25 protein-coding genes are annotated in these 26,874 nt (G+C 42.1%); 12 read left to right on the top strand and 13 right to left on the bottom strand.

Annotation, left to right across the window (positions count from 1 at the left end):
• Positions 1–7: 7 nt before the first annotated feature.
• The 5 genes from bioB to P9989_RS01380 form a co-directional block, all read right to left on the bottom strand.
• Entirely contained in the window at positions 8–1,000 is a 993-nt protein-coding gene (gene bioB, locus P9989_RS01400) for a biotin synthase BioB (RefSeq protein WP_283077061.1), read from the bottom strand.
• 12 nt (positions 1,001–1,012) lie between these two features.
• The gene (locus tag P9989_RS01395; protein ID WP_283077060.1) at positions 1,013–1,615 is read right to left on the bottom strand and encodes a biotin transporter BioY; all 603 of its coding nucleotides are present in this window, start codon (positions 1,613–1,615) and stop codon (positions 1,013–1,015) included.
• Positions 1,616–1,740: 125 nt separating this feature from the next.
• Positions 1,741–2,565 carry an aldo/keto reductase gene (locus P9989_RS01390; protein ID WP_283077059.1) on the bottom strand — a complete coding sequence of 275 codons (825 nt, stop codon included), beginning with the start codon at positions 2,563–2,565 and terminating at the stop codon, positions 1,741–1,743.
• 404 nt (positions 2,566–2,969) lie between these two features.
• Positions 2,970–3,182: a YuzB family protein gene (locus tag P9989_RS01385; protein WP_283077058.1), complete on the bottom strand. Its 213-nt coding sequence runs from the start codon at positions 3,180–3,182 to the stop codon at positions 2,970–2,972.
• Between the two features lie 51 nt (positions 3,183–3,233).
• Positions 3,234–4,052, bottom strand: coding sequence for a riboflavin kinase (locus P9989_RS01380; RefSeq protein ID WP_283077057.1), 819 nt, complete (start codon positions 4,050–4,052; stop codon positions 3,234–3,236).
• A 98-nt stretch (positions 4,053–4,150) separates the two neighbouring features.
• On the opposite strand from P9989_RS01380, the gene P9989_RS01375 reads away from it, so the two are divergent.
• Positions 4,151–4,693 (top strand): HD domain-containing protein, encoded by a 543-nt coding sequence (locus P9989_RS01375; protein WP_283077056.1) that lies wholly within the window; start codon positions 4,151–4,153, stop codon positions 4,691–4,693.
• A 5-nt stretch (positions 4,694–4,698) separates the two neighbouring features.
• Here P9989_RS01375 and P9989_RS01370 read toward each other — a convergent pair whose 3' ends face one another.
• Positions 4,699–6,192: a UDP-N-acetylmuramoyl-L-alanyl-D-glutamate--2,6-diaminopimelate ligase gene (locus tag P9989_RS01370; protein ID WP_283077055.1), complete on the bottom strand. Its 1,494-nt coding sequence runs from the start codon at positions 6,190–6,192 to the stop codon at positions 4,699–4,701.
• Positions 6,193–6,369: 177 nt separating this feature from the next.
• On the opposite strand from P9989_RS01370, the gene P9989_RS01365 reads away from it, so the two are divergent.
• From P9989_RS01365 to P9989_RS01350, 4 genes are all read left to right on the top strand, one after another.
• Positions 6,370–7,200, top strand: coding sequence for a YitT family protein (locus P9989_RS01365; protein WP_283077054.1), 831 nt, complete (start codon positions 6,370–6,372; stop codon positions 7,198–7,200).
• 148 nt (positions 7,201–7,348) lie between these two features.
• Positions 7,349–8,815: a UDP-N-acetylmuramoyl-L-alanyl-D-glutamate--2,6-diaminopimelate ligase gene (locus P9989_RS01360; RefSeq protein ID WP_283077053.1), complete on the top strand. Its 1,467-nt coding sequence runs from the start codon at positions 7,349–7,351 to the stop codon at positions 8,813–8,815.
• 155 nt (positions 8,816–8,970) lie between these two features.
• A complete protein-coding gene (locus tag P9989_RS01355; protein WP_283077052.1) occupies positions 8,971–9,633 on the top strand; it encodes a type 1 glutamine amidotransferase domain-containing protein in 663 nt (220 codons plus the stop codon).
• Between the two features lie 191 nt (positions 9,634–9,824).
• Complete coding sequence (locus P9989_RS01350; protein WP_283077051.1) at positions 9,825–10,676, top strand: GAF domain-containing protein; 852 nt, start codon at positions 9,825–9,827, stop codon at positions 10,674–10,676.
• Positions 10,677–10,713: 37 nt separating this feature from the next.
• Here the strand turns inward: P9989_RS01350 and P9989_RS01345 are convergent, their stop codons facing one another.
• Positions 10,714–11,841 (bottom strand): NAD(P)/FAD-dependent oxidoreductase, encoded by a 1,128-nt coding sequence (locus P9989_RS01345; RefSeq protein ID WP_283077050.1) that lies wholly within the window; start codon positions 11,839–11,841, stop codon positions 10,714–10,716.
• A gap of 155 nt (positions 11,842–11,996) precedes the next feature.
• On the bottom strand, positions 11,997–13,709 hold the full coding sequence (locus tag P9989_RS01340; RefSeq protein ID WP_283077049.1) for a DNA-binding protein: 1,713 nt from the start codon (positions 13,707–13,709) through the stop codon (positions 11,997–11,999).
• Between the two features lie 154 nt (positions 13,710–13,863).
• On the opposite strand from P9989_RS01340, the gene P9989_RS01335 reads away from it, so the two are divergent.
• Positions 13,864–15,096 carry a threonine synthase gene (locus P9989_RS01335; protein ID WP_283077048.1) on the top strand — a complete coding sequence of 411 codons (1,233 nt, stop codon included), beginning with the start codon at positions 13,864–13,866 and terminating at the stop codon, positions 15,094–15,096.
• Between the two features lie 114 nt (positions 15,097–15,210).
• On the opposite strand, the gene cydC is transcribed toward P9989_RS01335, so the two are convergent.
• Both cydC and cydD read right to left on the bottom strand, forming a co-directional pair.
• Entirely contained in the window at positions 15,211–16,935 is a 1,725-nt protein-coding gene (gene cydC / locus P9989_RS01330) for a thiol reductant ABC exporter subunit CydC (protein ID WP_283077047.1), read from the bottom strand.
• Positions 16,932–18,665, bottom strand: a complete 1,734-nt coding sequence (cydD, locus tag P9989_RS01325; protein ID WP_283077046.1) for a thiol reductant ABC exporter subunit CydD — start codon at positions 18,663–18,665, stop codon at positions 16,932–16,934. Before cydD ends, cydC begins: the two co-directional genes overlap by 4 nt.
• Positions 18,666–19,011: 346 nt before the next feature.
• Here cydD and motA point away from each other — a divergent pair, with 346 nt between their 5' ends.
• The 3 genes from motA (at position 19,012) to P9989_RS01310 (ending at position 21,149) form a co-directional block, all read left to right on the top strand.
• Positions 19,012–19,824: a flagellar motor stator protein MotA gene (motA, locus tag P9989_RS01320; RefSeq protein ID WP_283077045.1), complete on the top strand. Its 813-nt coding sequence runs from the start codon at positions 19,012–19,014 to the stop codon at positions 19,822–19,824.
• Positions 19,802–20,569 carry a flagellar motor protein MotB gene (gene motB / locus P9989_RS01315; protein WP_283077044.1) on the top strand — a complete coding sequence of 256 codons (768 nt, stop codon included), beginning with the start codon at positions 19,802–19,804 and terminating at the stop codon, positions 20,567–20,569. Before motA ends, motB begins: the two co-directional genes overlap by 23 nt.
• 478 nt (positions 20,570–21,047) lie before the next feature.
• Positions 21,048–21,149: a putative holin-like toxin gene (locus tag P9989_RS01310; protein WP_079525257.1), complete on the top strand. Its 102-nt coding sequence runs from the start codon at positions 21,048–21,050 to the stop codon at positions 21,147–21,149.
• A 205-nt stretch (positions 21,150–21,354) separates the two neighbouring features.
• Here P9989_RS01310 and P9989_RS01305 read toward each other — a convergent pair whose 3' ends face one another.
• Positions 21,355–22,299 (bottom strand): MBL fold metallo-hydrolase, encoded by a 945-nt coding sequence (locus P9989_RS01305; RefSeq protein WP_283077043.1) that lies wholly within the window; start codon positions 22,297–22,299, stop codon positions 21,355–21,357.
• A gap of 137 nt (positions 22,300–22,436) precedes the next feature.
• Between P9989_RS01305 and P9989_RS01300 the strand changes: the two genes are divergently transcribed.
• Both P9989_RS01300 and P9989_RS01295 read left to right on the top strand, forming a co-directional pair.
• Complete coding sequence (locus P9989_RS01300; protein ID WP_283077042.1) at positions 22,437–22,796, top strand: hypothetical protein; 360 nt, start codon at positions 22,437–22,439, stop codon at positions 22,794–22,796.
• A gap of 201 nt (positions 22,797–22,997) precedes the next feature.
• Complete coding sequence (locus P9989_RS01295; protein WP_283077041.1) at positions 22,998–23,288, top strand: hypothetical protein; 291 nt, start codon at positions 22,998–23,000, stop codon at positions 23,286–23,288.
• Positions 23,289–23,383: 95 nt separating this feature from the next.
• On the opposite strand, the gene P9989_RS01290 is transcribed toward P9989_RS01295, so the two are convergent.
• On the bottom strand, positions 23,384–24,577 hold the full coding sequence (locus P9989_RS01290; protein ID WP_283077040.1) for a S8 family peptidase: 1,194 nt from the start codon (positions 24,575–24,577) through the stop codon (positions 23,384–23,386).
• A 163-nt stretch (positions 24,578–24,740) separates the two neighbouring features.
• On the bottom strand, positions 24,741–26,051 hold the full coding sequence (locus P9989_RS01285; RefSeq protein WP_283077039.1) for a (Fe-S)-binding protein: 1,311 nt from the start codon (positions 26,049–26,051) through the stop codon (positions 24,741–24,743).
• A gap of 154 nt (positions 26,052–26,205) precedes the next feature.
• Between P9989_RS01285 and P9989_RS01280 the strand changes: the two genes are divergently transcribed.
• Positions 26,206–26,832, top strand: a complete 627-nt coding sequence (locus tag P9989_RS01280; protein ID WP_283077038.1) for a fumarylacetoacetate hydrolase family protein — start codon at positions 26,206–26,208, stop codon at positions 26,830–26,832.
• Positions 26,833–26,874 lie beyond the last annotated feature (42 nt).

Genomic DNA, 26,874 nt, shown 5'->3' with positions numbered 1-26,874 from the left:
TTAAAAACTATACGGTCTCTTCTGTTGTTACATAATCGACTTCAAAACCGAGGTCCTCAAGCATTTGATGGTCCTTTGTTCCTTCCTGTCCAGAAGTTGTCAAATAATCTCCCACAAAGATTGAATTTGCCGGATAAAGACCGAACGGCTGTAGACTCCTCAAGTTGACTTCTCTTCCTCCCGAGATACGGATCTCTTTCGTAGGATTAATAAAGCGGAATAGGCAGAGTACTTTTAAACAGTAGGTTGGTGTCAGTTCATCGGTTCCTTCCAACAATGTTCCATCGATGGCATGTAAAAAATTAACAGGAATAGAGTCAGCGTCAAGTTCTTTTAGTGCGCGTGCCATATCAACGACATCCTGTTTTGACTCCTTCATTCCAACAATGACCCCTGAACATGGGGATATCCCCGCTTCTTTTGCATGATTAACGGTGGAAACCCGGTCCTGGTAGGTGTGGCTTGTGGTGATATTATCGTGATGCTGTTCGGAGGTGTTAATGTTATTGTTGTAACGGTCAACTCCGGCTTCTTTTAATTGTCTTGCTTGTGCAGGTTTTAGCAATCCGAGACATGCACAAACTTTCATGTCAAAGTTGCTTTTAATTTCTTTGACCGCTGACGTAACAACATCGAGTTCTCGCTTCGATGGTCCACGGCCACTAGCTACGATACAATACGTGCCTGACTTCAATCGATGAGCTTGTTCGGCCCCTTCAATAATTGTGTTCTTGTCCATCATGCGGTACTTTTGTATGGGGGCACCTGAATCCCTAGACTGAGCACAATATCCGCAGTTTTCCGGACAAAACCCTGATTTTGTATTGATAATCATGTTTAATTTTACTTGATTGCCGTAATAACGTTTACGTACCAAATACGCACTATGTAACAACTCCAAGAGTTCCTCATTTGGACTATCCAGGACATTAAAAGCCTCTTGATCAGTTATTTCTTCACCTCGAAGAACTTGTTCAGCCAATGACCTCCAGTTATGCATGTAATTCCCCCTTCAAGAAATTTTTCTCTGCTGACGAAAAGGACTTTTTGAAACAATACTTTTCTCAAGCCGAAAAGCCATGATCCCTGCAAATATCGATAGAACAATGTCTTTTGGCAGCGGGAAGATCATCCAATACCAGGCCATCTTGTAGGTAAAACCTTCCGGCGCATCAAACCATAGAATATAAGCCGCATACATCCAGTTTGTTCCAAAAATATAATTAACTGTCATAGCCATTAGAGAAGCTAATATGTACTTGAGCAAGCTGCGATTCCTTTCTGCCATATTACCCGCAATATAAGCAATGAAGATAAACGATACAATAAAACCGAAAGTCGGAAAAAGCAGTGTTGAAAAACCCCCTTTAAATTGGGCAAAAATTGGCGCACCAGCTAACCCGAGCAACATGTACGTAAACATAGACAGGGCCCCTAATCGACTTCCAAGGATTAATCCTGCCAAAGTTGCAAAAAAAGTTTGTAACGTAATGGGGACGCCTCCAATGACCATGAAGGGAGCAATGGATGTAATATTTGCTCCGATCGCCATCATCGCAACAAATAAACTCCCCATCGTTAAATCCAGAGGGCTCCACCTCCTTCTTGATTCCATCTTATACCTCCTCTCTGTTTATAGGATAAATTAATGACCTAAACTATGTCAACGTTAATAAAAATAGGTTAACATATTAGATGTAAAAAAGGACGCCCAATCAGCGCCCTTTTACAAAAATATTTTTATCGTACATTCATTTCGCTAGGTTCAGGGCCTTTACGCTCCCCACGATCGAGTTCATTGATGTTGTTCATTTCCTCATCACTTAACGTAAAATCAAAGACATCGAAATTTTCTTCGATACGTGAAGGAGTAATGGACTTAGGAATCACGATCGTTCCATTTTGCAAATGCCAGCGAATAATAACCTGGGCAGAAGATTTGTTATGCTCACGTGCAATCGATTGAATAACATCGTCAGTCAGCACGTCTCCTCCTTGCATGATTGGAGCCCATGCCTCAAGCAGAATTCCATTTTCATGACAAAATTCCTTTAGTTCATTTTGTGCTAGATAGGGATGGCATTCCACCTGATTCACAGCAGGCTTCACGTCACATTCATCAAGTAAACGCTGCAAGTGCTCAATATTAAAATTGCACACACCAATGGCCTTCACTCTTCCATCTTTCTGCAATTTCTCGAGAGCTTTATACGTTTCTACATAGTCGTCGTACTCTGGAGTTGGCCAATGAACCAGATACATATCTACATAATCAAGTCCTAGTTTCTTCAGGCTTTCGTCAAAGGCGTTTAATGTCTTGTCATAGCCTTGATCTGTATTCCACACTTTTGTAGTGATAAACAGTTCTTCACGCGGTACGTTACTTTTAGCGATCGCTTCCCCGACTTGTTGTTCATTTCCGTAAATCGCAGCTGTATCTATGGAGCGATATCCTGTTTCAATCGCTTTTGACACAGCCGGTTCGGCATCTTTTTCCTCAACTTGAAATACACCAAAGCCTAGTTGAGGAATGTCAATCTTGTCATGCAGCTTCACTGTGTTCATATTGCTATCTCTTCCTTTCTATTATAAATAGGGTTCCCCTGCAAGTGTAGCACATCATTAATCTACAGCATCTTCAAGAGCTTAATGAATTTTTTAAAGGGGGCGTAAATAACCCAACTTGGAGCCTTTTTCAGTAATCTTGAGCATTTAACCTCAAACACAGAGCGCAATTGGTAAGAAGAGAGCTATTTACGTAAAAGATGAGCATAATCCTGGAGAGCTTGATGGTGAGCAACCCAGCAATTTGTCGAGCAGGAGGGACAGTACCATTTTCCATGGAGGCGTTCCATCGTCATGTTTTTCAAATTTAAGATAAATTAACGATATTATAATCCGACGCTCACAACGCTCTGCTCTCTGGTGCACAAAAAAAAGAGACCACGTCACTTGGCAGCCTCTACTCATTACTCAGCAAATAATGCTAGTTCTTCTTCTATTTTCTTTCTAATCTTATCTAAAGCCTCTTCAGGCGTTTTACCAAAAATTCGTGCTCCATTAACGAGTGCATATGGCTTTAGCGCACACAGCCCACAGAATGATAAACATTCGCTCATCAGAACAGCGACATCCGGGTACTCTGACTCTATAATGGTCTCCACATCAAGCTCGTTAATCAAATTGCCATCACATATTTCAACTACAACTACCCCATAATGATAGCCCCTTTATTATGAAATGACCGGCATGCCTAAGATCGCTCTTGCATCCCGTTCATCCTGTTTCATTTGTTCGACGAGTACATCTAACCCGTCAAAATCTTCCTCATCGCGCATGTGGCGCAGATAACTTACGGTCACGGTCTCGCCATATAGGTCACCTGAAAAGTTCAGTAAATAGGCTTCCACTTTAAAGGTCTCTCCATTCACGGTTGGACGGTATCCAGCACTAATTAAGGTGTAATAGTAGTCTGGAGTTTCCTTATGCACTTCCACTACTCCGAGGTACACCCCAGGTTTTGGTTTGACGTATTCATCAATACCGCCGAGATTAAGAGTTGGAAAACCAAGCTTACGGCCGAGTGCATCCCCTTTAACGACGATGCCTGTCGTTTGGAATGGCCGGTCCATAAGAGCTTGGGCTGCTTCTATTTGCCCTTTTTCCACAAAGGTTTGAATGGATGCTCTTTGAATCATTTCATGGTTGAACATGGGCTGTTGTACAATGGTAACAGGGATGTCATGAAAATCATACAAGCCAGCTGCCTCTTGTTGTAAATCTTCCTCGATCACAATTCGCTTGCAGTTTAATGGCTTAAGCTCAGAATGATCATAATATCGATCAACACCTTGCTCTGCAAGGATGCGTAATTTATCTTCAACGGTTGTTAAGATAGGTTCAGGACTGGACAGATCCCAAACAGCTAGTTCGAGCTGAGATAAAGCATAATGTTTGGCCTTATTAATAAGTTGCTGGTGCCCGCGGTGAATACCATCGAACCTTGCAATTATGAGAATAACTGGCTGATCATCTATCTGATTGATTTGCATCGTACATGACTCCTCTACTCCATTTTATAAGCCTGTTTCTATGGTATCTGCAAAGGGTATATTCCGACAAATTTTACGCTTACAAAGGAGTGACCGTTATGATAGAAAAGGCGAAACAATTCGCTGAGAAAGCACACCAGGGCCAGAAACGAAAGAATTCTGATACTGACTATATCATCCATCCCATTCAGGTAGCTGCTACCTTAAAATCGGCCGGCTACCGGGAAGAGGTTATTTGCGCCGGGTATCTGCATGACGTTGTGGAGGATACAATGTATGAACTTGCAGATATTGAACGGGAATTTACAAAGAAGGTTCGTGATCTAGTAGCAGCCCATACAGAAGATAAGTCAAAGTCATGGCAGGAACGCAAACAGCACACAGTAGACAACGTTCGAATGGGCTCCCTTGAAGTGAAATGTTTAATTGTGGCAGATAAATTAGACAATTTGTTGTCGCTTGAGAAAGATTTCGAACGCGATGGCGATGCATTGTGGAAGCACTTTAACGCAGGCTATCTACAGCAAAAGTGGTATAATACATCAATTGCTGAGAACATGACCAAAGGAATCACGAGCGGCGACATTCCTGAATTTTTTCATGTGTATCAAGAAACTGTCGACCGCTTTTTCCAAAAATAGACCCTTTATTTTGATTGTAGATAATGCTCATGGATAATGTCTTCATCAGAATGGGGAACCTCTTCCCCTTTTATAATTTGAGCATTATTCATGCAGCCGCCCGTTAATAGAATAATGTCCCCTGCTTGTCCTAGCATAAGGGAGCGCCGTACCCCTTCCTGTCGCGTCAAGGCGTGATGAATATTGCCTGCGTTCGGTTCCTTAAACCCTTTCATAACTTGGTCAACGATGGTTTGAGGGTTGTGATACCCTGGGTGATCGACGGTCACGATGACTTCATCGGCTCTTCCTTCAATGGTTGCAGCCATTTTTGGCATTTTACTAAAATCACGAATCCCAATCCCGGCAATCATAGTGATAAGACGACCATGCTTCATTTTCCGGACTTCTTCTACAAGTCTATCGAGGGCGACGGGGGTATGAGCATAATCGAGAATCACTTTTGTACGATCAGGAACTTCAATAATTTGAAACCTTCCTTCAGGGCCTTGAAGTTCTGGCAGTACGGCAGCAACCTCGTCCATCGTATACCCTCGCATAAGTGCAACAGCTATGGCAGAGAGAACATTTGCTACATTAAACGCCCCAAATACAGGGGTGAAAACCCGAAAAGTTTTATTCCTGTATTGAATGGTAAACATGGACCCTTCTTCGGTTATTTCAATCCCTGTACCGATGAGGTCTGCTTCGCTTCCTGGTATTAAACTATACGTTAGTAACGGACCTTTATAGGAATGTATAAGGTCCTTCCCCATACCTTCATCATCGATGTTCACAACCGCTTGCCTGGATTGCTCGAATAATTTCATTTTACTCGCTTTGTAATGGTCTATCGTTTTGTGATATTCCAAGTGTTCTTCTGAGAAATTGGTATGAATACCTATATCAAACAACATCCCCTCTACCCGCTTCTGATCTAAAGCAATCGAAGAAACTTCCATGACCGCTGCTTCATCTCCCGCTTCTTTAAAGTCGCGAAAAATTTGATGAAGATCAATAGCTTCAGGTGTCGTAGGCGTACTCTTTTTATACATCCACTTTTCTTGGGATGACCATATCCCTGTCGTGCCGATCGATCCACTGGGAACCCCTAACAGCATCAGTAAGGAACGTACGTAGGCAGCTACAGTTGTTTTACCATTTGTACCCGTTATCCCAACCGTAAAGATTTGTTCATCCGCATGATTGTAAAAGTGCTTAGACATGTGGGCCATCGCATTTCTTACATCCTCAACGACGATAAAGGTACAGGAAGGGTAAGACTCACTTAACCTTGTAAGCTGTTCAGAATTTTCGCCGATGACTGCAGAAGCACCATTGCTAATCGCTTCTTCGATATAGTGATGTCCGTCCTCCTGAGCTCCTTTAATACTAAAAAACAGCGAAGAGACTGAGACCCGTCCAGAATGAAAAGCCAGGCTTGATACCATTTGTTCATTCGGTCCGTAGATTTCCTTCACAACAACCCCTTTTATTTGGTCGAAACGTATTGTCATCATAGTTATTCCTCACTCATGTTTTTTATAGTCGCCTTCGAATGTTCGTGTTTTTATCTCTACTTATTATTGACTTATCCGGATATATTATTAAGCATTTAGTATGAATAGTAAGACTTACTATTATCGGTATATTTCTTCCCCGCAATTATAATAAAATGAAGGAAAGGAGGGTTATCTATGAAACGTGCCGTAAAAGATATCGTAATGATCATTATCGGATCATTTGTTTTTGCGATTGGTGTAAACTACTTCGCAATCCCTAACCGCTTATCCGAAGGCGGCGTGATCGGGATTACGATTGTTACTTATTATTTGTTTGAATGGTCGCCCGGTATTGTCAATTTTGTTCTAAATACTCTGCTCGTTGCCATCGGGTACAAATTTTTCAATAATCGAGTGATTATCTATACAATTACCGCAATTATTTCATCATCTCTTTTTTTACACTTCACAGTGGACTGGGGCAAAGAGATTAGCGATCCATTACTTGCAGCTTTATTTGCTGGTTTAGCAGTCGGGTTTGGCCTTGGGCTCATTTTCCGATCCGGTGGTACATCTGGCGGCTCAGCTATCCTCGCCCGTCTTGGCAACCAATTTTTCGGATGGACGATTGGCAAAGGAATGCTCATTATTGATATTGCAGTCATCGTGGGATCTTCCTTCATCATAGGGCAACAAAAAGCCATGTACACCCTTATTTCTGTTTATGTCGGTGCAAAAGTTATCGATGTCGTAGTAGAAGGTGCTAACGAACGTACAGCGGTTATGATCATTTCAAGCCACCCCGCTCAAGTACTCGATGCAGTCACAAACCAAATGGCTCGTGGAATCACAGTTCTTGAAGGGAAAGGCGGTTACACAGGTGCACAACGAGAGGTGCTCTATCTAGTTATTAACAAACATGAAATTGTGCCCTTCAGGAAGATCATTCTAAACATTGACCCAAATGCTTACGTTACCGTTCATGGCGTTCAGGAAATCTTTCGTAAAGGATATAAGGGAAGATGAGTTTATAGACGCCATTCCCTCTTTATGGCTTATTTATGAATCGTTTAGCTTATTTTTCGTTTTCACCACATAGCATGCTGCTTATTTGATAAAATTAACATTAAAACTCTACTTAATTTTAAATATAAAAAAGGTGTGCACGATATAAATGAAACTTGATCAACTATTGCAAGATATTTCCTTCCGGTACGAGGAAGTGTCCAAGTCTAATGATGTGACTGTTCATGGATTGACTGATTCCTCTCAGAAGGTGAAACCAGGATTCCTATTTATAGCCATTCCAGGTCATCAGCTAGATGGACATGCCTACATTCAAGATGCCATTAACAATGGAGCTGCTGCGATCGTCGGTGAAAAGGATCACCAAGTTACAGATGTTCCTTATATACAAGTCCCAAACAGCAAAAAAGCATTAGGAATGCTTGCACGCAATTACTACCAGAACCCTGCTTCACAAAAAATCATGGTCGGAATTACCGGAACAAATGGTAAAACAACGACCAGTTATTTAGTGAAGCATATTCTTGAGAACATGGATTACACTTGTTCCCTCCTCGGTACAATTCAAAACGTCATCAATGGAGAATGCTCAAAGACAGCCAATACCACTCCAAACGCATTGACTCTTAACCAGTTAATCGATAAAAGCAATGACGAGGTTGTCATTATGGAGGCATCCTCTCACGGATTAGCGGAATACCGTCTGGAAGGCCTGCATTTTGATCTGTGCTTATTTACAAACTTGACGCATGAACACCTTGACTATCATGGAACCATCGACCAGTACTATGAAGTCAAGAAAGCATTGTTCCGTAAATTAAAACCTAATGGAACGGCTGTCATCAATTCCGATGATGCTTATGGAGAACAGTTGGCTAACGAACTTAAACAAGAAGGTTTGCAAACTTACACCCTGGGTAAGTCAATCGCAAACGATTTACAAATATTGGATCAACTTTCTGTTGACCCCCCTTCATGCAGATTCAAAGACCATGACATACATACACTTCACTCCCCCATGGCAGGTATCCATAATTTATATAACACTCTTCAAGCCTACGCCGCAGCGATGCAGCTTGACGGAGAGACGGCAAAGGTTTTAGATTCCATTAGCGGCTTTCCTGGTGTGCCTGGTCGTTTTACAACGTATCCTCTAAAGAACGGTGCTACTGTCGTGGTAGACTATGCTCATACAGCGGATGCAGTATTCAATTGTTTACAAACCGTCCAGGAAGCAGAAGCGAAAAAACTCACACATATCTTCGGTTTTCGAGGCAATCGGGACCAAACAAAGAGGCAGGAAATGATGAACATTACTGCAGAAATGAGTGATCAATTTATTTTAACAATGGATGATTTAAATGGGGTTCATCAACGTGACATGGAGCAGATGCTGACCTTTTATCTTAACCATACAAAGTTCGGAAAAGGAGAAATCATCCCTGACCGGACACTCGCGATTAAAACAGCTATAGACAACAGCCAACCTGGAGAATGGATCGTCATTACGGGGAAAGGTCATGAAGAATACACTCAATCCTATTCACTTCCTACCCATTCGGACGAAAACACAGTAAATTACCTACGAAAAAACGAAATATCTGAAGCCAATTGACGTGAGCAGCTGCTCACGTTTTTTTATTGAAAACGCCCTCGCTTCCCCTCCTTCTCTTATATTAAGTGTTTTCATGTTTTGTAAAGCCTTAGATACGGGAATAGTTGATTTGTGTAAAACCTTTAATTTTGCAATAAGAGCAGGAGGAATGTCAGATGTCTAAACAGATCTTAATGGTCGTTACAAATCATGAAAAAATTAATGAAGATAAAACAACCGGGATTTGGTTGTCCGAATTCGGTGAAGCTTATAATGAATTTATAAAGCATGGATATGAGGTGACCGTTGCTAGTCCGAGGGGAGGTAAGGCACCAGTTGATCCAAACAGTGTCAGTGAGGATGAACCGCAGGAAATTCTTGAATCAAAACAACACCTTGAAGATACGATTTCCATTAATGAACTGTCTGCTGATTCTTTTGATGCCATTTTCTTACCGGGCGGACATGGTACGATGTTCGATTTTCCAGACAATCAGAAGCTTGCAGAATTAATCCGGGACATGTATGAATCGGATAAACTCGTTGCTGCAGTCTGTCACGGCCCAGCAGGGTTGGTAGGAGTGAAGCTTTCAAATGGCGAACCGCTTGTAAAAGGGAAGCAAGTCAATTCATTTACAAACGCTGAAGAAGCTGACACTGCTCTGGATCAATACATGCCTTTTCTTTTGGAAAGCAAACTGCGTGAGTTGGGGGCAAACTTTGCGACCGCAGATAATTGGTCTAAACATGTGGAAATCGATGATCACTTAATTACCGGTCAAAATCCTCAATCTACATTAGTCGTTGCTAAAGAACTCATGAATCAGCTTAGCCGCTAATAGATGTTAAGAGACCTGATCTTGTTCAGGTCTTTCTTATCCTAATCCTTATCCATATAAATCAGTCTCGACACATGTTACACTGACACTAACAAAAATGTTAGCGTCATTATTGTGTACACATTTACGCTTACTACAGCACTTAGAGATTCGAAAACACATGAAGATATATTGGGATAGGAGTATAAAAAATGTATAATCACTCAAATGACCTTCACTACCTTTCTGTCAAAGAAGCTGCTGATGAAATTCTGGAACATGTTAGTAAGGTTATCCATGTTAATACGGTTTACATAGCTAAGAAAGATGATGGGCATATGAACATCATCAACGCTTATAATGATAACGAGCATATTTTAGGTACGGATGTTCAGATAAATTATGAGCAATCTTTTTGTCAATTTGTTATTGAATCGGAAGAAGGAGTATTCACCTCAAATGACCTTTCGCTGCACTATATAAAGGAAAATGCAGACTTGCCCGTAAATGTCCATGTTAAAGCCTTTATGGGAGTGCAAATCTACGACCGGGAAGGAAAAGAATTCGGGACACTGTGTGTGATGGATCAAAAGCCGCGGGAATTTACAGAAGAGGAAGCGCGCTTCCTCCGTTCTGTCGGGCAAGTTTTCAGCTATATTATTAGCTTAGATCAGACTCAGCAGCGTATTGATTTGTTGTCTGTACCTATTGTCCCGGTAACAGAAGGTGTGGTAGTTCTTCCCTTAGTCGGGATCGTGAATGAAGACCGATCGAATCATCTGGTTGAAACTATACTTCAACGAATTTATCAAAAAAACCTGGATTACTTTATCATTGACCTGTCCGGCATGGTAAGCTTTGACGACTTGTTCACCCGCCATCTGTCGGATATAGTTAAAGCATTGGAGTTGATGGGAGTCATCCCAATTCTTACAGGAATTCGCCCAGACATGGCGATGAGTCATCTTAGTCAGGGTCCCATGTACAGAAACCTTAGAATAACACGCAATCTTGAACAGGCCTTAAAGAAAGTAGGATTTCGTCTCGTTAAAGAAGATATGTAAAAAGCACAACCTTTAAGAGAGGTTGTGCTTTTTTGGATCATTTATTTACCTTTGGAAGGGCATGCTCGATCTGATAATCCTCTTTATGAAGTTCCGTATTCTTACCAAGGGCCAATCTTGCTAACTCCGCCCCAATATAAGGGCCAGTAGTAAGGCCTGAGGCTCCTAAGCCATTTGCTAACAAGATCCCTTCGAAATTTGGTAATTCTCCAAAAACAGGGAGAGAATCAGGGGTGAATGGTCTAAATCCTACTCGTGTCTCAACCAGCGTACTGCGTGACAGACCTGGAGCTATGGCCAGCACTTTAGAAAAAATTTCATGCAGACCCCCTGCTGTAATACGAGTATCAAATTTTTCCTTCGTTTCATGTGTTGCCCCTACTACAACCCTTCCCTGCTCAAAACTAAGCAAGTATTTATTAGTTGGCGGCATCACGACCGGCCAGTCACTTGTATCTGCTTCCGGCAATTCCAAATGGACAATTTGGGCCTTTTGAGGATGCACGAGAAAATTCACACCTAATGGCTCAATCATTTCCTTTGCCCATGCCCCCGCTGCCACAATAACTTGATCGGCATACAACTGTTCTTCCCCTGTTTTCACACCGACGATTTGCTTATTGTCTACAATTAATGAAGCATTGCCTTTTAGAAATAAAGCACCCTTTCGTTTGGCCGCATTTACTAAAGCATCACGGAGCGCCCGGCCGTCTACTCGTGCAGCACCGCTCATATGAACAGCACCATATCCGTCAGCTACTGGCGGATACATCCCCTGCGTTTCTGAGGGAGTGAGGCGGGTGATCTCACCCATTTCCGGTGCATCCTCCCTGCGCTCAAGAGCCCGCTCCATCATTTCATCCAGTTTTTCTTCATCTGTATGCAGACGGAGCGCCCCAACACGTTTGTATCCTGTCTCCTTCTCTCCATCTGCCTTCAGTTCCTCCACTAATGTCGGGTAATACTTTGCCCCCGCTTTAGCTAATCGATACCAGGCTTTATTTTTTCGTTTTGTCAGCCATGGACAAATGATCCCTGCTGCAGCATCTGTCGCCTGGCCGGTATCCTTGCGATCAACTACCGTCACTTCGGCACCTGCTTTAGCAAGATGATAGGCGGTTGAGGCACCAAGTATCCCTGAACCTATAACAATATACTTTTTCACAAAAAACACCTTTTCCCATTAAAATTTTCACCTATCCTCTTATTCTACAGGATGCAAGGATATGTCACAAAAAGCAGTATTGTTCCACGTGAAACTTACAGGATTAGACAAGGATCCCGAAACTGTTCTATTTCGAGATCCCTACCCTGGAATAACTAGTCATTCAATTCTTCTACGACCATTTCCTCCACCGTTGCCGGCCCATTTTCACGCACCCTTACCTGCATCTGCACATGATCACCCTCACGCAGGAAGATGGCTAACGGTGCCTTACTAACATTAACCGTATAGATCGTTGTATCCCCTTCAAGGATAAATTGAACAATTTGTCGGGAATCTGTCGAAGTCACAAGCACACGATTAACTACGCCGCTTTTTCCAGTGGTTTCAACGCCTTCGCTCCCTTGAACATTGCTCGGGTCCTGCGCCAGCTGGAGGCGATAGGCCGTTAGTGTCTCCTTGGCTGTTTCACCAAAAACAGCAAAATCAGAATCATTCGCTTTAATATACGCATAACGCTTAAATAGCCCATTTGGGTCTAACACATTGACAATCCAGGTAGGGTGACCATCCACGTTGTACAAAACAGGCATGGAACCGGTCCAGTTTTTCTCAGGGAATTGCTTATTTACAATTTGTCTTGCTCCTTTACTGTCCATAATCCCATTGTTTTGTTTCCCATTATAATAGGTTAATTCTCCAGTCCTTGCATCAATTAAAGTGTAACCAAGTGCTGAATCAATATTTTCTTTAGGTGAAGCCATATCGGTAAAGTAATACATCTCTCCATTGTCGCCAAAGATAGGGGTTACACTGTTTTCCGTCCCAGAATCATTAGGGATTTTAACATCTTTTTTGCCAAAAATAGAGTTGAACCAGCCATGAACATACTTACCAAAGTATTCATTCTCAGCTGTTGCAAGCTCAGAGCTGACCGCTCCTTCAATAAAGTCAGGAGCTTCTTTGACGTCATAAGCCTCAACTTCTCCTGATACAGGATCAACTATAGCAACCTTCACTTTGTCTAAATCTGGTCGGTTTGTTAACGGAATAGGCTTGTAAATCGTTTGAACATACCAAGGTTTTCCTTCATTATCTACCTCGATTTGCGCTTCCCCGCTCTGTAAATATTGTGGAAACTCTCCATAAACTTGGCGTTGTATATTGTGATTGAAATAACTGGAGTTTGTGTAGCGCATTTTACTTTCAATAAATTCCGGCTGTGCATTAATGTTTGTTGCCGGAATCATAAAGTAACCCTCAGTCTCTTTTCCGCGAAAGTATCGCCAGAAGCTCGTAAATTCCACTGGAGCAACATATGAAATTTCACCGCCCACTTCCTGAACTTGTAATTTTCCAAGGTCATAAAACTGTGTATTCGGTACGACACTCATCGACTTCTGCACCTTATTACGAGCCGATTCCGGTGCGACTGATATCGGTGTATTCTCTTCGTTTAAAGGCTTCGCTTCTCCTGCCTCCTGTTTCGAAATCGAATCATACGTCTGATTCACTGAGAAAATACCAACTACAAAGATGGCTACAATAGCCAGGGCTGTAATGAAAAACACGATCGCAGGCGTTGATTTGTGGATCGTGTTTTTATTGAAAACTGTCCCTGATCCAACATACATCGCCGGTCCTAATATAATGCCAACTACAGCATTCATTAGCAGCATGTTCGGAACTGTAATGGCAGGCATCCAAATGTAAGTAATGATAAAAACAATAATATACCCAATTATAAATAACCCGAATGCTCCCTGAATAATGGCCTTGGCCTTGTTTTTATTCTGCAGAGCCGCAATAACTGTTAGTAAAAAAAATAATGAAAAAGGAAGTAAAGTAGCTAGCAATATCCCCGTCATGACACTCTCTCCTCTATTTGCATTTTAACTTGCCATTATTACTTACGGAACAACTTACCATTTTGTTTCAAAAATAACCGTTGGACTTTTGACCATTTTTTTCTGAATACTGTGATACTATGAAAACAAACTTACATAATTGGAGGGAATTGCATTGGATTATAGTTATATCTCTCATCTTTACTGTCCAAAATGCTTGCAAACGTATGCGAAAGAGGCCATCCATCATTTATGTGATTGTGGGGCCCCATTGCTAGTTGAATATGATTTGGATCAACTAGCGAAAGAATGGAAGCCTTCTGATCTGGAGCGAAGAAAACCTGACCTATGGCGTTATCATGAGTTGCTCCCCGTTCAATCAGAAGAGCATGTCACGACGATGGGAGAAGGCATGACTCCACTCCTCCCTATGCCCAATTTAGGGAAACAGATGGACCTGCCAAATCTATTGATGAAAGATGAAGGGATTATCCCTACAGGGGCGTTCAAAGCCAGAGGCGCAGCTGTTGGAATATCAAAAGCTAAAGAACTGGGGGTCGCCGCTCTTGCCATGCCGACGAATGGAAACGCTGGAGCAGCCTGGTCCCTCTATGCTGCTCGAGCTCGTATCAGCTCAACTATTGTAATGCCTGTAGATGCTCCGTCTATTACGAGGAACGAATGTGCTTTGTCCGGGGCAAACCTCTTTCTCGTAAACGGCTTGATCAGTGATGCTGGAAAGATGGTGGCTGAAGCTGTGCAGGAGCATGGACTATATGATGTATCCACATTGAAAGAGCCTTATCGAATTGAAGGGAAAAAGACAATGGGGCTGGAAATAGCAGAACAGCTTAACTGGCAGCTGCCTGACGTGATCCTGTATCCAACAGGAGGCGGTGTCGGATTAATCGGCATCTATAAAGCACTTCAGGAATTACAGGCACTCGGTTGGTTAGAGGGGCAAAATATGCCTCGGCTTGTAGCAGTTCAAGCAGAAGGCTGTGCTCCGATTGTGGATGCCTGGAAACAAGGGAAAACAGAATCTGTATTCTGGGAAAATTCACAGACACAAGCATTCGGCATAAACGTTCCTAAAGCCATCGGAGATTTCCTCATTCTTCATGCCCTTTATGAAACGGATGGATGTGCGATTGCTGTAGAGGAAGAGGCGATCCTTGAAGAACAAAAACAAATCGCTAAACTCGAGGGATCCTTCGTTTGCCCAGAAGGTGCCGCTACATTTTTAGCTGCCCGCAGACTAAGGGAGCAAAACTGGATTAAACAAGACGAGAATGTTGTCGTCCTTAATACGGGAGCTGGGATTAAATACCCTGATACTGCCGAAGTCGATGTTCCCGTCCTTGAACCTGGGGAATCTCTTCCATTAGACTCCTCTTTTGTTAAATAATTAGGAGCAAAGCCACTTGCCCCACGCGATGTTGGGCAAGTGGCTTTGCTATTTGCACATAATTTAGATTAAATGCTCAAAGCACTTATCTTACTAACAATCTAATGTCACCCGCTAAGCCGTAAATACACTTTTCTCGATCTGTTTCATTTGATAGAAGTAACCACGCTTGTCCATTAGTTCATTAAAAGTACCCTTTTCTATAATCTCGCCATGCTCCATCACAACAATTTTATCCATACGCTCAAGTCCTGTTAATCGATGACTTACAAGGATAAGCGTATCATCCTTGGCTGCTTCAAATAAATACTGATAAATGGTGTTTTCCGTAAGCGCATCCACTGATGAGGTAGGTTCATCTAAGACCCATAAGGGATTCGCTTTGAGAAGTGCCCGAGCTATTGCTAACCGCTGCTTTTCGCCACCAGAGAGATTTCCGCCCTTTTCTAAAACTGAATCTGTCAGTTGGACATGATTGAGCTTCACTTTCGCGAGTGCTTCGTCCAGCTGGATATCCGTTAAATCATCGCCTGCAAGCATTAGGTTTTCTCTTATCGTACCGTAGAAAAAGTGATTTTCCTGCAGCACTGCGTTTGTATGACTCCACAGACTTTCTTTATCGAGCAAGTCCAGAGAGGTTCCGCCCAAGTTGACTTTGCCTGTATACCCTGCCTGGATTTTTAATAAAAGCTGCAGCAGTGTGGATTTACCTGATCCGCTTGGTCCAACGATAGCCGTTTTCGATCCTGCTGGTAAGTGCAGGTGAACGTTTTCTAAGGTCGACCTTGCTTCACCAGGAAAGGCAAAGCTTACCTTGTCTATTTCGATGGCCAAAGACTGGTTCCCTTCAAGTTGGATAGAATCTTGATGGTTCTGAGTCTTGCTACTTTGATCACGAACTACTGAAAACAGCCGGCTGGCAGCTCGGCGACTGTCCTCCAAATGAATAGGAAACACGGCCATTGGAGTAACATTTTCAAATACAGTAAGGGATATCATGACAAGCATAGCAAGAAAGATCCCCTCCAGCTGATCCTCGACAACCAAGTAAGCACCTAAGGCCAGTACAACCCAGGAAGCAACGAGAGAGGCCAATGAATTCATTGCTTGGCTTAAGGAAGCATGTATCCCAACCTTTTCCTGTTCTTTAATGTAGCAGTCTGAAGACTCTTTCAGCTGGTTTTCTTTTTCCGCAAGTTTTCGGTATATTTTCAAGTCTCGGAATCCATATAGCAATTCTGTTGTCTCTGTTGATAGACTCCCTCGTTCTTCGCGCAGTTGCCCCTCAATTTTCCGCTGCCGCATAGCGAATAGACAGGGCACAATTAAGGCTGTAACGAGCAACCCGCCAAGAAGAACGAGTGCAATAGACAAGGAGTAAAAAGTCGTAAAAATAATCGTACACAGAAACACTATCAGCAAGACAATAGGAGGGTAAAATACACGCAGAAAGAAGTTTTGCAGACTTTCCACATCCCCTACTATTCTGGCTAACAAATCACCGCTGCGATACTTCTGAAAAATTCCAGGCGCGAGCGGTTCCAATTTTTCGTAAAAGGATACACGTAAATGGCTTAGAATCGTAAAAGTAGCACGATGCGAAACATATCGTTCCACATAGCGGCTTATGGCTCTTATAAACCCTAGTAGTTTGACGAAAGATACGACTAAAACAAGTGTGTACAGCGGGGGAATGAGCGCTGCCTTTGATACCAAATAGCCGCTCGCCCCAAATAGCCCTACGGCTGTTATTCCAGCAAGGAAACCAAACAAAATAGATAGTAAGATGTCTTTTTTCTCTCTTACCACAAGCTTCACTACCATGGAAAGATCCTTCACTTGGCATCACTCCCCTGTTGAACAGAAACCATCTGGCGATATTCCACAATGGATTCGATTAAGTCTTCGTGCGTTCCCTTACCTGCCAATTCTCCCTGATCTAAAAAAAGAATTTGCTCTGCTTGTCTAATGGTGTGCAGCCTATGGGCAACTGTAATGACGGTTGAAGTCCGAGCTAACTCTTTCATGGACTGCTGCATAATTTGTTCTGTACGAAGATCAAGCCCTGTCGTTGGTTCATCAAAGAGAATGACTGCCGGTTGCTTCAGGAAAGCTCTTGCAATCGCAACACGCTGCTGTTCACCTCCGGAAAGCCCCCGCCCCGCTTCACCCACAGGCGTATCCAACCCAGTCTCAAGGGAGTCTAGCAGGTCAGAAAGCCCTGCCTGGCGGGCAGCCTTATCAATGCTGCTGCGTGAAGGGCTCCCTCTACCGCCAATCGCAATATTTTCTGCTATCGAACCGGAAAATAGATACGGATGTTGGGAGATATAACTTAACTGGTCAAACCAGGCCTGTTCTTTATAATTTTCTAAAGGCTGGCCATTCACGATCACTGATCCTTCTTGCGGGTTCATAAGCCCAGCTAGTAAATGGAGTAACGTTGTTTTCCCAGAACCACTTCTCCCGACAATTGCAATCTGCCCGAATGATGGGATTGTCGTGTCAATGTGGTGTAAAGCAAACGAGTCCTGGCCATAACTGAAAGATACATTTTCTAGTTCAATAACAGGTGGTCTCCCTTCGCTATGAAGATCTTGATCCCCCCAGTGTATGGTTACCTCTTGTTCATCCAATTGATCCTGTACTTTCTTCGCTGCCCCTGCACTTCCCCGTCCAGTATGGAAGGCACTTCCGAGATCCTTTAGCCCGGCAAAAAACTCAGGAGCAAGAATCAGAATAAAAAACGCAGTAAAAAAGCTGATATTCTCATAGACAACAAGCTGAATTGCGATTTCAAGTGCAATTAATCCAATACTAAGCATAGAAATGAGTTCCAACATAAAAGAAGAAACAAAAGCAATCTTTAAAACTTCCATGGTAGCCTCACGAAAATCGATGCTGCTCTGACGGATTTTTTGCTTCTGATGAGAAGAGCGTCCAAACAGTTTCAGAGTGGTCAGCCCTTGTAATGTATCGAGGAACTGCCCTGAGAAAGCGGCTAGTTTATCCATCTGCTCCTCAGATTTATCTTTAGTTTTCATCCCGATAATCGCCATAAAAAAAGGGATAAACGGAGCGGTTACTACAATAATCAGTCCTGAATAAAGGTGTTGTGTAAACACAACGAATAAAATTATAACTGGCACAATTGTAGATTGAATGACTTGTGGAATATAACTGCTAAAATACGGGTCCACTTCGTCTACCGAATCCATCAGCACACTTACTTTCTGTCCAGATTGGCCCCGAAGCGATGCTTGAACAGGATTTCTAGAAAACTTAGCTAAAAGTAATTCTCTCAAATTACGTTTAGCTTCAGACGCTATTTTCACACCTGTCCAGCCATTAACGTGGGTAAGAAAGGCACGTCCAACAATGACCAGTAATAACCCGGCTAGTAAGGGTAACACCCCTTTAAATAGCTGCTCTTGCAAATAAACCCGTTCGACAATAGCAACAAAGAAGTAGGCCTGGCCAAGTATCATCACCCCGATTAAGACAGATGAAACGACTAACAGTGCGATCAGATTCTTTTGTCCGAAAGCCATTCGACTTAGATGTTTCATAGTCCTCACTATCTCCCAACTGTTTGTAATTAGTGAAATACTTCACAATGTATCTGGATTCATTATAATAAATTTTCTGCTTGAGTGCTAAGGTTAAGTTATTCCTATCAAAATTCCCCTTGATAGATTGTCTCTTTTTACTTTATAAATGCCACGAACTGAACGATAAAATAAATAGGGGTACTAGTTATAGTTTCCGTCAAAATCAGGTTACATACAAGTACAGATGAATTCAACAGGCAATTAGAGGAGACTGCAGTGTGTTTGGAGTCAATCACTTACCTACTGATAGTTTTCATTCCGTGAAAATTTTATATAAACCACAACATAAGTAAGAGGTGAAGATATGGATAAATCAACAATTATTGGTATTATTTTAAGCATAATCGCAATATCGACAGGAATGGTATTAAAAGGCGTCAGCCTAGTTGCGCTCATCAATCCGGCCGCACTGCTCATTATCTTTCTTGGCACGGCAGCAACTGTATTCATTGCCTTCCCCATGAGTACAATTAAGCGTCTTCCTGCACTTATGAAGATTTTGTTTAAGGAAACAAAGGAACATGACTTTCATAATTTAATTACTCTTTTTACAGAATTAGCTGACTTTACCCGCAAAGAAGGATTGCTTGCGTTAGAACAAAGGATCGATGAACTAGATGATCCGTTTTTAAAATCGGGATTACAATTAACAATTGATGGGCAGACCCCGGAATTCATTCGGGATGTATTAGTAGAAAAAGTAGATGCCATGGAGCATAGACACCAAAAAGGTGCAGCCATTTTCACACAGGCCGGCACTTATGCTCCTACACTGGGAGTACTAGGAGCTGTAATCGGACTTATTGCTGCATTAGGGAATATGGACGATACGGAAGCCCTTGGCCACGCGATTTCAGCAGCATTTATTGCCACGCTTTTCGGGATCTTCTCAGGGTATGTATTATGGCACCCCTTTGCAAACAAGCTGAAGGAAAAATCAAAAAATGAAGTACAGTATAAAGATGTGATCATCGAGGGAGTCCTGTCGATTACAGAGGGAGAATCCCCGCTTGTGGTCAAAGATAAATTAAGTGCCTATTTATCACCGTCCGACCTTGCAAAGCTGAATTCGGAGGCAGATAAGGAGGAAACCAATGAGAAAGAAGAAACAGCGTGAGGAGAATCACACCGATGAATCCTGGCTTTTACCCTATGCTGATATGTTAACGCTGCTTTTAGCATTGTTTATTGTATTATTTGCCTCAAGCGAGATTGATGCGCAGAAGTTCAGAGAGTTTTCTGAGGTATTCCGTAATGAATTTAGTGGTGGACAAGGACCTATGGAACATCAGGAAAGCCCTATTGAACCATTAAGTATAAACAGTGATGAGGAAGAAGAGAAAAAAGAAGCAAAGGAAAAAGAAACAGAAGTAAAAACTCAGACAGAAGAGGCTCAACTGTTACCTTTAAAATCCCTACAAAAAGAAATAGACGGTTATATAGCAAAAAACAAGTTAACCGGTGACCTCACAACCAGCTTATCAGAAAAGGGATTGTTAGTTGTTATTTTAGATAACGTGTTCTTTGACTCGGGAAGTGCAGAAGTTAAAAGCGACGGTACCGAGATTGCTAGAGATATGGCAGAGATTCTTAACACAAAGGAGCCGCATGAAATAGTCATTAGTGGCCATACGGACAACCGCCCTATTAACAACAGTGATTTCCAATCCAACTGGGAGTTGAGCGTAATGCGAGCCGTTAACTTTATGAGTCTGCTATTAAATAATGAAAAGCTGGATCCTCAGCTTTTCAGTGCCAAAGGTTATGGTCAACACAGCCCCGTCGCTCCTAATGATACACAGGAGAATAGAGCAAAAAACAGACGGGTTGAAGTGTTGATTCTTCCTAATTTTGCGCCTTAAAAATAAAATCAGAAAAACTGACTCCTTTTTAGAGGAGAGTCGGTTCTTTCCAAATTCATTCAGGTGAATAAATTTCATAATTGCCCTTATTAAAAACGAAACGTCCTGTTTCAACGCCGAACGACCCCATGTCCTGTGGGACCACGGAAAGCGAGTGATTTCCCGGACCTCCTTCTCCATCCACGGCAACGGAAACATACCCACAAATATTTGAAATCGAGTATTCCGTAATCCCGCCCTTAACCTAATAAAAATTATTTCATCCTACTTGACTAGACTTTTAGGAGGTACTTCCTTTTTTACGTTTTGAATCTCTTGGGGCACAAAGGGCTTAAATTATGAAATTGATTCAGAGTCAGAAAGTGAACAGAACGTATGTTTGCATTTATGGTAGGATTGCCATTTGGAATATGGTACAATAATACATAGATAATATTCCTTTTAGGGTGGTCGGCTAGCCCCAACGGCAGAGGGGGTGATGCCTATTAGCATGTATGAAGTTCTGATGGTTTTATTTTCATTTGGAACGTTTCTGATTGCATTGCTCGCATTGATCATTAAAATGATCAATAAAAAATAGACCTCCCTATTAGCCTGACATGTTAATTGGGAGAGGTCTACTTCTTAAGTGGATAGCTGATCCCCTGGGGGAATCATTATCTAGAAGGGTTGCAGTGACAGCTGCACCCTTTTTTTATTTATATGGTATCTATCCATTATTATACCATGAATCTTGATGATTTACACAACCTGCAGTTAAAATTCCTGAACTAAAGGATGCAAGGTTATTTGATTTTGCTCAAGTAATCCATCAACCCCATTGCACACACTTCAAAATCAAGCTTCAATATTTCATAAACTGGGTGATCATCGGGAATTCCATGTTTTCTAAGATATCCAGAAACCTTTTCAAGGAGTCGAAGTTGAGTACCTGCCGCCCCCTCCCCATTCGCATACGACTGTTCTGCAGCCTCTACAAATACAGGGATCCATTCTGACACTTGCTTAAACACCCGGTCTGGATCTGTAGACTCGCCGAAATGACCGAAATATATTCGGTCAACGTTCATCCCTTTGATTCGCTCCATCGATTGCTGCATAGCTTCAGGATCGAATTGGTTAGGCGATGTCGTGGGCAAGTAGAAAGTTAACCCACGATCATCTGTTTGATGATAACGAATCCCTACTGTATCCCCTGTGAAAACTCCATTACTCACTGGGTCATAAATTCCTAAATGATGCTTGGCATGTCCTGGGATATCGAGAAATTTCAGGTTGCAATTTCCCCCTATTTTCAGTGTATCGCCATCCTCTTGGATGAGTAAGCGTTCTTCAGGTATCGGTAAAATAGGATCAAACAACTCATCAAATTGATCTCCATAAACAGCACGAGCTCCCGCGATCAACCTTGATGGGTCTGCAAGATGACGTTTCCCGCGGCTGTGGACAACCACCTGAGCTTCAGGGCATTCATTCAATAGCAGACCCGCTCCCCCTGCGTGATCAAGATGGATATGAGTCAGGATAATGTATTTCACATGAGCTGCATCTAATCCTATTTCCTTCAACCCTTCCAGGATTCGAGGGACAGAGGGACTCGGCCCTGTTTCCACCAGCGTCAAGTCTTCCTCCTCTATAACATATGTACCTGTCCGACCTGGCATGTTAAGGTCATACCCATCAATTAAATGAATGCGGTTTCCAAGGTCAATCGGCGCTCTTTTTTTCAATTCCATCACCTCACCTTTATGATACCCTTCAGTTTACTAAAAATGGGACCTTTTTTTAAGAATTATGACTTATTCTAATTTTTTGTCACAGATATGAACTGGGTGCGTATCATGATTTTGTAAAGGGAGGGTGTTATATGACTGAAGAACGGAATATGTATGATAATGGTTACGAGAAACCTACCTATAGCAAATGTGAGAAGTATAAATACTATCATGTCATGATTGCATTGTCCGATGGAGCTACTATTGACGGGGTTATTGTGCATGTCGATGATGACGGAGTCACCGTTCTCGTAAGCGAGGATGTTATGGTGGATAGCAACGGAGATGAAATCGAGAGCAGGCAATATGATGATTTTGGATATGGGTATGGCCGTCGCAGAGCAAGACGCTTTAGAAGGCTTGCTTTCCCGCTTGCAGCTTTAGCAGGTTTAGCTCTGTATCCTTACTATCGTCCATATTATCCTTATTACCCATACTATCCTTACTATTAACAAAGAGAGTGCCATGTGCCTCTCTTTTTTTGTAAAAAACTTTAGGTTCTGCAAACACACGGAATTATTACAATTAGATTAATAAGATTACAAAACAATTAAGAGATCCTGATCCATGTTTCACCTCCCATATACCCCGGGTAGTGTTTTGTACAAGCTGATATAAAGCTTGAAAAACTATTTAGGAGGCGTGATCAAATCATGTTTAACAAAATCGCAACTACTGGATTAGCACTTACACTCGGACTTGGAATAGCTGGCGCAGGATCAGTTTCAGCAGAAGAAGATGTAAATACAGACGTAAATGCTGGAACTAACGTTGAGGCTGTTGTTCAAAGCGAAGAAGATTCTTCAAGTGTGAACCTTGATGCAGGCCTTGGTGTATTACTGGAAAGTGGTCTTGATTCAGACAATCTTTTAGAAGATGAGGAATCACAAGATTTTGAAGAAAATGAAGAAGATGAAGATAGCCTTCTTGGCGGAATTCTATAAAACTTAACGCGACACTAAGTGAATGGTGAAATAAAAGGCTCTCCTGATACGGAGAGCCTTTTTCAATGCTTATGATATAAATTCTTCAGTCATTCTTAATACCTTACAGCATCAAAGGAGTTAATGCGTCCGTGCTCAAAGTAATACCCTGTCCCGCTAATTGGATCAGCTGTATTTTCAATAGCGGCACGAATCTGATCGTTATTTTTGCCTTGACCCGCTAACAATCCTGCAAGGCCTGCCACATGTGGTGAAGCCATGGAAGTCCCAGACATGTAAGCGTATCCATTATTTGGAACAGTTGATGCAATCTGTACCCCTGGAGCCGTTACGTCTACCCATGTGCCATAATTAGAAAATGAAGCTACATTATCCCGGCTGTCTACGGCACCTACTGCAATAACATTGGCATAAGAAGCCGGTTCAAATGTAGTTGAGACCCCATCATTACCTGCAGCTGCAATCACGACAGACCCACTATTCCAAGCATAATTCACAGCGTTTTCCAAGGTTCGCGTATCACAGTTACATCCTAATGATAGATTGATAACTTCTGCGCCTTGGTCAGCAGAATAACGAATAGCATCGGCGATATCTGCAAGTGATCCGCTTCCACTGGCATTTAAAGCGCGAACAGCTAGAATACTAGTATTGGGAGCCATACCCGCAATCCCCATTGAATTATTCGTTTCAGCAGCAGCCGTACCTGCCACGTGTGTACCATGACCGTTTTCATCCATTGGATAATAATCATCATCTACAAAATCATAGCCTCGGATGGTTTTGCCATCCAAATCAGAGTGTGTATAATCGACACCTGAATCAATTACAGCAATCTCCTGATTACTGCTTCCTCTCGTATAATCCCATGCTGAAGGAGTATAAGTATTCTGTGGTCCATATTGTACACTGCTATAGTAATAATCATTTGGTGTCCACGTTACACTAAAATTGTAATTAGGCTCCGCATATTCTACATTAGGATTTTTATTCAGAGCCTTTACGGCTGCCTCCACATTCCCAACTTCTAACACCTTAAAGTTCGAATCTACAGGGTCCTTTTCAGCAAGAACATTCGCATTTAAACCTTTAAGTACTTTATTAGAATTCTTATCCTTGAACTTAACAATGACTTCCCCTTTGACATAACTACCTTTGTCAACCTGGGTGTTTACCTCCTTCGACCTTTCCGGAACTTTAACCTGACTTTCGGCAGAAACATCCCCAACATTCGGCAAAATGGCCAGCGAAACAGCGAGCGACAATGTTGCTAAAACTTTGAACTTCATCACAATTCCTCCTTTTTAGGGTTACTGTTACCATTCAGCGGAATATGAGGAAATTCCTTCAATTTCGAGTTGGGAAACACTATACAAATAAAGCCCCTTTAAGCAAGGGCTAATACACTATGTTGGGCAGATTGATTTTCCGAACAAGCAGGAAGCAGTAGATTTACGATCTCACACTTTTCACCCTTGGATCCGCTTCTAATAATAAATCTACGAGATGGAGAGCGTCCATTGCATGACTTACCCCCTCACGCTCAATTCCAAGTCTCATTTGCAGAAGACATCCCGGATTTGTAGTGATAATCGATTCCGGTTGTATCTCACATACATCTTTCATCTTCAAATCTAATATATCCATCGATTCATCGTAATGAATCATGTTATAGATACCTGCTGACCCGCAACAAAAATCAGGGCGCTCTAATTCCTTTAAGGTAACTCCTGGCAACCTTTTAATTAACTCCAAAGGGGGACTTTTTATACCTTGGACATTTGTCATATGACATGAGGGTTGATAGGTAACGGTTCGATGAGTGGGTTTGGTGAATTCCAATCCTTCAACATCTGCCAGAACTTCTGAAATATCCTTAATTTTGGAGACAAATACTTTAGCTCGTTCGTGCCAGGAGCTTCCTGTGGCAAATAAATGATGATATTCTATCAACCGAGCTCCACAGCCTCCAGCATTATTCACTATATAATCAACATTTTCTTCCTCAAAAGTTCTAATATTGCGTTTAGCTAATTCCCGGGAGTTCTCTACTTTTCCAGAGTGCGCATGCAGAGCTCCGCAACAAGTTTGCTGCTCAGGAAGGATTACTTCTAAACCGCTCCGCAGCAGCAATTCGATCGTGTTTTCATTGGTTTCAAAAAACACACTATCCATTACACACCCCGTGAAAAAAGCCGCCTTTGCTACTGCTGGTTTATGGCGTATGTAGCGCTTCGACCGTTTAGAACGTTTCTTCGGGGAAGGTTGTGTGGGAAGAACCTGTTCAAATTGATCCAGGTGCAGAGGGGCTATTTTTGTCAGAGATAAAGAGTTCACCAGATTCTGCATGCCAGTTCTTTGATAAAACCAGGTGAAGTTACCTAATGTCTCCATCCACTTGCCAGAGGGAAAAAAAGAACCAAACATAAAATCTTCTGTTTTCCTCTGCCACGTGGATTTCACCTGATGATCTTCTATGACTTCTTTCGCTCCCTCCAAAATTTGCCCGTATTGAACATTAGTAGGACACACCGTTGTACAAGCCATGCAACCAAGGCATTTTTCAATGGGCTCCTGTAAATCCTCAACAGATGCTTTCCCTTCTGCGACAAGCTTCACAAGATTAATGCGTCCGCGAGGCGAATGAGTTTCTCTCTCCATCGTTTCATACGTCGGACAAACCGGCAGACAATATCCACATTGAACACAATCAAATGTTTTATCGTAATTAATTTTTTCTTGAAGTGTTTGAACATTATTCATACCATGCACCTCCAGAGGTTATCCAGGTCTATTACCCTAATTTTTAGCTTATATGACATTCACATCGCTGACAACACAGCGACACTTCGGCACTTTTTCATGGGATATGATAAGGTTCTATTAAATACATTCAAATTTCAAAGGGAGGTATAATATGAACCAAATAGGTACGATCTATTGTGTGGGCCGAAATTATGTACGTCACGCGAAGGAATTAAATAATGAAGTCCCAGACTCTCCGCTGCTGTTTACAAAACCGCTTCATTCGCTCGCTGAGGCAAATGGGGCTGATATTTATTTGCCTCGAGAACGTGGGGTCGTCCACTATGAGGCTGAATTAGTCATCCAAATAGGAAAACCTTATAAAAAAGGCATCAGTGTTGATGAGATTGTGGATCAAATGGCTATCGGCATAGACTTTACCTTACGAGATGTTCAAGATAATTTGAAAAAGAAAGGCCACCCATGGTTATTAGCTAAAGGATTTCCCAACTCAGCGGTTTTGAGCCATTTTATAGCTTTCCCGGGTGTTGAAGAGTGCCAAAAAAGAAGTTTTTCGCTTTTATTAAATGGAAAACAGGTGCAAAAAGGTAATATCCAGAATTTAATTTTTGACTTACAAACATTAATTGATTATTGTGCCTCCCACGTGGGCCTTCACGAGGGTGATGTTATTTTCACAGGCACTCCACAAGGGGTAGGGGCTGTCTCAAACAACGATCATTTCTCCTTGCTGTGGGGTGAGCAAGACTTAGGAGAGTGCACCATTAAACTTTCATAAATTTCACAAGGAACCGCTTGCTGCCAACTAATTAAGATGTAC

It is taken from the genome of Halobacillus naozhouensis, from assembly GCF_029714185.1.
Classification (GTDB): domain Bacteria; phylum Bacillota; class Bacilli; order Bacillales; family Halobacillaceae; genus Halobacillus_A; species Halobacillus_A naozhouensis.
Note: the sequence above shows the minus strand (reverse complement) of the source record. Positions and strands in the feature narration are given on the sequence as shown.

What these genes read in the sequence shown, in the direction of transcription:
- P9989_RS01355 (WP_283077052.1), top strand. Translation starts at nt 8,971, where the DNA reads ATGTCTAAACAGATCTTAATGGTCGTTACAAATCATGAAAAAATTAAT.
- motB (WP_283077044.1), top strand. Translation starts at nt 19,802, where the DNA reads ATGAGAAAGAAGAAACAGCGTGAGGAGAATCACACCGATGAATCCTGG.
- P9989_RS01295 (WP_283077041.1), top strand. Translation starts at nt 22,998, where the DNA reads ATGTTTAACAAAATCGCAACTACTGGATTAGCACTTACACTCGGACTT.
- P9989_RS01300 (WP_283077042.1), top strand. Translation starts at nt 22,437, where the DNA reads ATGACTGAAGAACGGAATATGTATGATAATGGTTACGAGAAACCTACC.
- P9989_RS01360 (WP_283077053.1), top strand. Translation starts at nt 7,349, where the DNA reads ATGAAACTTGATCAACTATTGCAAGATATTTCCTTCCGGTACGAGGAA.
- P9989_RS01390 (WP_283077059.1), bottom strand. Translation starts at nt 2,565, where the DNA reads ATGAACACAGTGAAGCTGCATGACAAGATTGACATTCCTCAACTAGGC.
- P9989_RS01340 (WP_283077049.1), bottom strand. Translation starts at nt 13,709, where the DNA reads ATGACGGGGATATTGCTAGCTACTTTACTTCCTTTTTCATTATTTTTT.
- P9989_RS01310 (WP_079525257.1), top strand. Translation starts at nt 21,048, where the DNA reads ATGCCTATTAGCATGTATGAAGTTCTGATGGTTTTATTTTCATTTGGA.
- motA (WP_283077045.1), top strand. Translation starts at nt 19,012, where the DNA reads ATGGATAAATCAACAATTATTGGTATTATTTTAAGCATAATCGCAATA.
- P9989_RS01290 (WP_283077040.1), bottom strand. Translation starts at nt 24,577, where the DNA reads ATGAAGTTCAAAGTTTTAGCAACATTGTCGCTCGCTGTTTCGCTGGCC.
- P9989_RS01380 (WP_283077057.1), bottom strand. Translation starts at nt 4,052, where the DNA reads ATGCAAATCAATCAGATAGATGATCAGCCAGTTATTCTCATAATTGCA.
- P9989_RS01365 (WP_283077054.1), top strand. Translation starts at nt 6,370, where the DNA reads ATGAAACGTGCCGTAAAAGATATCGTAATGATCATTATCGGATCATTT.
- P9989_RS01375 (WP_283077056.1), top strand. Translation starts at nt 4,151, where the DNA reads ATGATAGAAAAGGCGAAACAATTCGCTGAGAAAGCACACCAGGGCCAG.
- P9989_RS01370 (WP_283077055.1), bottom strand. Translation starts at nt 6,192, where the DNA reads ATGATGACAATACGTTTCGACCAAATAAAAGGGGTTGTTGTGAAGGAA.
- bioB (WP_283077061.1), bottom strand. Translation starts at nt 1,000, where the DNA reads ATGCATAACTGGAGGTCATTGGCTGAACAAGTTCTTCGAGGTGAAGAA.
- cydD (WP_283077046.1), bottom strand. Translation starts at nt 18,665, where the DNA reads ATGAAACATCTAAGTCGAATGGCTTTCGGACAAAAGAATCTGATCGCA.
- P9989_RS01285 (WP_283077039.1), bottom strand. Translation starts at nt 26,051, where the DNA reads ATGAATAATGTTCAAACACTTCAAGAAAAAATTAATTACGATAAAACA.
- P9989_RS01280 (WP_283077038.1), top strand. Translation starts at nt 26,206, where the DNA reads ATGAACCAAATAGGTACGATCTATTGTGTGGGCCGAAATTATGTACGT.
- P9989_RS01350 (WP_283077051.1), top strand. Translation starts at nt 9,825, where the DNA reads ATGTATAATCACTCAAATGACCTTCACTACCTTTCTGTCAAAGAAGCT.
- P9989_RS01395 (WP_283077060.1), bottom strand. Translation starts at nt 1,615, where the DNA reads ATGGAATCAAGAAGGAGGTGGAGCCCTCTGGATTTAACGATGGGGAGT.